General features: G+C 66.4%; 3 protein-coding genes and 1 pseudogene. 3 read left to right on the plus strand and 1 reads right to left on the minus strand.

The window, feature by feature from the left end; all coding sequences use genetic code 11:
* Positions 1–1388: pseudogene (locus tag WA702_RS23025) on the plus strand (hypothetical protein); the annotation flags it as partial.
* A gap of 407 nt (positions 1389–1795) precedes the next feature.
* Positions 1796–2611, plus strand: a complete 816-nt coding sequence (locus tag WA702_RS23030) for a hypothetical protein (protein ID WP_425112863.1) — start codon at positions 1796–1798, stop codon at positions 2609–2611.
* A 156-nt stretch (positions 2612–2767) separates the two neighbouring features.
* Here the strand turns inward: WA702_RS23030 and WA702_RS23035 are convergent, their stop codons facing one another.
* Positions 2768–3709: a DMT family transporter gene (locus tag WA702_RS23035; RefSeq protein WP_425112864.1), complete on the minus strand. Its 942-nt coding sequence runs from the start codon at positions 3707–3709 to the stop codon at positions 2768–2770.
* A 96-nt stretch (positions 3710–3805) separates the two neighbouring features.
* Between WA702_RS23035 and WA702_RS23040 the strand changes: the two genes are divergently transcribed.
* Positions 3806–4298: LysR family transcriptional regulator (locus WA702_RS23040; protein WP_425112865.1), on the plus strand; the 493-nt coding region annotated here is incomplete at its 3' end.

Below are 4298 nucleotides of genomic sequence, written 5' to 3' on the forward strand. Positions count from 1 at the left end.
CCCCGGCCGAGCGCATCGCGGCCTCGGAAGAAGCCATCAGCGAGCTTCCGGCCGGCAAGCGTGAGCCGGTGTCGACCTCAAGCTTCATTGCCGCCGCGCGCCGTGCCGCGCAGGCCGCGGCTGCCCAGCCGGTCGAGACCAAGGCAAAGGGCGCCGACAAGGCAAACAAGGTCAAGGAAAAGCCCAAAGCCAAGGAGAAGCCGAAGGACAATCCCAAGCCCGTGATCAGCGCCGATCCGGCCAGGGAAGGTTCGGGCATCAGCTCCAAGATCCGCTCGCTGCTGGTCGGCGCCAGCGTGGTCGTGATCGTGCTCGGCACCTTCAAGCTGGCGATGTCGCTGCTCGACGCCGGCAGCACGCCGCCGCCTGCGCCTGCGGTCGAAAGCCGAAGCGATGCGTCGCCGCAGCTTCAGACTCCGATGATCCCTTCAGCTGCCAAGCCTGGCGCGTCGGTCCCCGGCGCACCGTCGATGACCTCACCGACGCCGCTCGAACGGCAGTCCTATAACAAGTCGATGCCGTCCGAAGCCGAGACCGTGGCGATGCTCGCGATTCCCGGGGATCAGGACCCGCCCGCTGCGAACGACGTCACTGGAACAGTGCCGGCTCCGACGGCGGCGAACGGCCAGAAGCTCCCCAATGTTTCAGTGCCGGCGACCGAGCGGCTGCCGGATGCCATCGGCGGCGGCGCCTTGCGCACGGCTGCGCTGAAGGGCGATCCGACCGCGGCCTACGAGGTTGGCGTGCGCTTTGCCGAGGGCAAGGGCGTGCCGACGAATTTCGAGGAAGCGGCGAAATGGTACGATCGCGCGGCGCAGGCCGGGCTGATTCCCGCCGTGTTCCGGCTCGGCACCTTCTACGAGAAGGGCCTCGGCGTGAAGAAAGATCCGGACACTGCGCGCCGCTACTACATGATGGCGGCCGAGCGCGGCAACGCCAAGGCGATGCACAATCTCGCGGTGCTCGACGCCGACGGCGGCGGCAAGGGCGCGAACTACAAGAGCGCGTCGCAATGGTTCCGCAAGGCAGCCGAGCGCGGCGTCGCCGACAGCCAGTTCAATCTCGCGGTGCTCTACGCCCGCGGCATCGGCGTCGAGCAGAACCTGGCTGAATCCTACAAATGGTTCTCGCTGGTGGCGGCGCAGGGCGACCCCGACGCCGTCCGCAAGCGTGACGACGTGGCGAAACGCCTCGACCCGCAGTCGCTGGCCGCCGCCAAGCTCGCGCTCCAGACCTTCACCGCCGAGCCGCAGCCCGACGACGCCATCAACGTGCCGACGCCTCCCGGCGGCTGGGACGCACCGGTGCAGGCGGCTGCCAAGCCGGCCGCGAAGCCGATGACGGTCAAGCGCACCGCAGCGGCCACACCAGTGGCGGCGGTGCATTGATCGGCTGAAGGCGATCTCGACTTAGATCTCTCCCGAGGTCACGAGCCGTCGCCGAAGACGATGCGCCCCTTCTGCCCGTTCTTACGGGGTCGCGACGAGCTTCGCTCGCGCTGGGAGGGTTGCGGTGAAGGGCAGCCGCACCAGCAGTGCGAGTAGTTAGACCTGTACCCCGGATGTCATCTTCGATGCCATCCGACCTCTCCCCGCATCCGCCGTCGCTCGTCGAGCTATGGCGGACGAGAGCGGGGCGAGGCTGCAGCGAGCCGTCGCCAATGTATCCAAGACACAGGTAGTTCTGAGAGCGTCAATCGCCATCATGCGGTCGCAACGTCATAGTCTCCCCGCATAAATCCGTGTAGGAAACACCAGCCGTCGCACGACGGCGCCAGGCCGTGCGGAGCGTTGACGTGACGGATCATCTTGGAGAGGACGGACCACGTTTCAAGCGGCCGCCGACCGGTCCGTGGGTGGCACCGCCGCGCGGTGTGCCTCCTCGGCCGCCCGCACAGCAGCGGAGCGCCGCGACCTGCCCCTCCGTCTATCAGTGGCGGCGGCTTGCCTCGGTCATCTGCTTCACTGCGATCATCGCGAGCATCGGCGTGCGCGCCTATCGCGACCTGTCGGGGCCGGATGGCTGGTCCTATTTGAAGGACCTATGGGTCTCGCCAAGCCTGACCTCGGCGCGGATCTCCAATGTCGATATCGACCACAGCGGCCACGGCCGCGCGGCGCTGGCGATCTCGGGCGAGATCGGTCCCGCCGCCGCGAGTTGGCTGCGCGACCGGATCGACGAGGCGCATCTGACGAAGGGCGACGTGGTGCTGCTGTCCTCGCCGGGTGGCAATGTCTATCAGGCCATGATCATGGGCGAAGTCATCCGGGCGCGAGGGCTCGCCACCGCTGTCGGCGTTGCCGACGACACAGGCCACGTCAGCGCCGCCCATTGCGCCAGCGCCTGCGTGATGGCCTATGCGGGCGGCTCGCCGCGTTTCGGCGTCGAGCACTCGGCGCTCGGCGTGCATCGCTTCACCACCACCGACGAGATGTCCGATCCGGTCGCCTATGCCCAGCGCATGACCGGAACGATCCTGAGTTACATGACCAAGATGGGCGTCTCGGCCCGAGTGGTCGAAGCCATGTCCGCGACGCGCAAGATCCATTGGCTCGACGACCAGGACGCGCTGGCGATGAACCTGGTCACCGCGCCGGTCCGCGCGCGGTAGCCACAGTCGTAGTTCGAGGCGAGTTGACGATCCACATTCCGCTGTCGTCCCCCGGCTTGACCGGGGGACCCAGTATTCCAGAGAGGACTGTGACTCACCGAGAGGCCGCGGCGTACTGGATTCCCCGCCTTCGCGGGGAATGACACCGAGATAGGATCATCGACTTATTGCAGCCTCAGGAGTGACACCCGCTCCTCGCACCGGCGTCCGCGTCACCAGATAGACGCCGAGCGCAACCGGGATGATGCCGGCGAGATCCTGCAACGCGACGTGCTCGCCGAGCACCAGGAAGGCGAACACCATCGCCAATGGCGGCATCACGAAGTGATAGGCGCTGGCCGCGGTCGCGCCGCACACTTTCAGCATGTGAAACCAGAGCACATAGGCCAGGATCGAGCCGCCGAACACCAGGAAGACGAAGGCCCCGGCGAGCTGCGCATTCCACACGATCGCATTGGTGTTGGACAGACCCAGCGCGAACGGCCACAGCACGATGCCGGCGGCGAGATTCTGGATGCCGTTGCCGATCCACAACGAGCCCTTTGGCGCGAGCTGCTTGAACAGGATGGTGCCGGCGACGATCGAGGCCAGCGCACCGAGCGTAAAGAAGATGCCGCCGAGATGGTCCGATCCGACCGACAGCCGGTGCCAGACGATCATGGCGACGCCGACGATGCCGAGCGAGAGCCCCGCGACCTTGCGCCAGGTCAGGGCCTCGCCCAGCACGACTGCCGCGAAAACGGCGGTGAACACCGGATTGGCGGAGACGATCAGGCCGCCGAGCCCGGCCGAGACCGTCTTCAGGCCGGTATAGCCGAGGCCGAGATAGAGCGCGTTGTTGGCGATGCCGATGATCGCGAACACCGCGGCGTCGCGCCAGCTCATTGCCCAGCCGTCACGCCGCAGCAACGTGAGCGCCAGGATCAGCACGCCCGCCAGCGAGAATCGCGCGGCCAACAGCAACAGCGGTGGGCAATAGGTGACGCCGATCTTGCCGGCGACGAAGGCGAAGCTCCACAGCAGGCAGAACAGGCCGATTTCGAACGGCAGCGAATTCAAACCGGGACGGGACATGGATACCGGGGGTGCGAGCGACATAGTTGGGCAATCTCCTTCGCCCTCGGTCTAGGTTCAAGACTTTTCATTTGGAAATTAAATGATAAACTGAGTTGCATCGATTTTTTGAATGATCCAATGCTCGATCTCGACTTGTTGCGCAGCTTCGTCTCGGTAGTGGATGCCGGCGGGTTCACCCGGGCCGGCGAGCGCGTCCATCGCACCCAGTCGACCGTGAGCCAGCAGATCAAGCGGCTGGAGGACGATCTCGGCCAGGTCCTGCTCCACCGCAACGGCAAGGACGTGACGCCGACCGAAGCCGGCGAGCGGCTATTGTCCTATGCGCGGCGGCTGCTGGCGCTCGCCGAGGAGGCGCGCGACGTGGTGGCGCGCCCGGGCAGCGATGGCGCGGTGAAGCTTGGCATTCCCGAAGATTTCGCGGCCTATCGCCTGGCGAAGGTGCTGGCCGGCTTTTCCCGCGCCCACCCGTCACTGCGGCTCGATGTGCGCGCCGACCAGAGCATCAACCTGAAGCGCGATCTCGACCGTGGCGATCTCGATCTCGCCTTGCATAAACGCAGTGCCGGCGAAGGCGGCGCGATCGCGGCCTGGCCAGAGCAGGTCTCGTGGG

It is taken from the genome of Bradyrhizobium sp. (assembly GCF_049798375.1).
GTDB lineage: Bacteria > Pseudomonadota > Alphaproteobacteria > Rhizobiales > Xanthobacteraceae > Bradyrhizobium.

Excerpts from the sequence above, each read along its gene's own strand:
- WA702_RS23035 (WP_425112864.1), bottom strand. The coding sequence starts at position 3,709 with ATGTCGCTCGCACCCCCGGTATCCATGTCCCGTCCCGGTTTGAATTCG.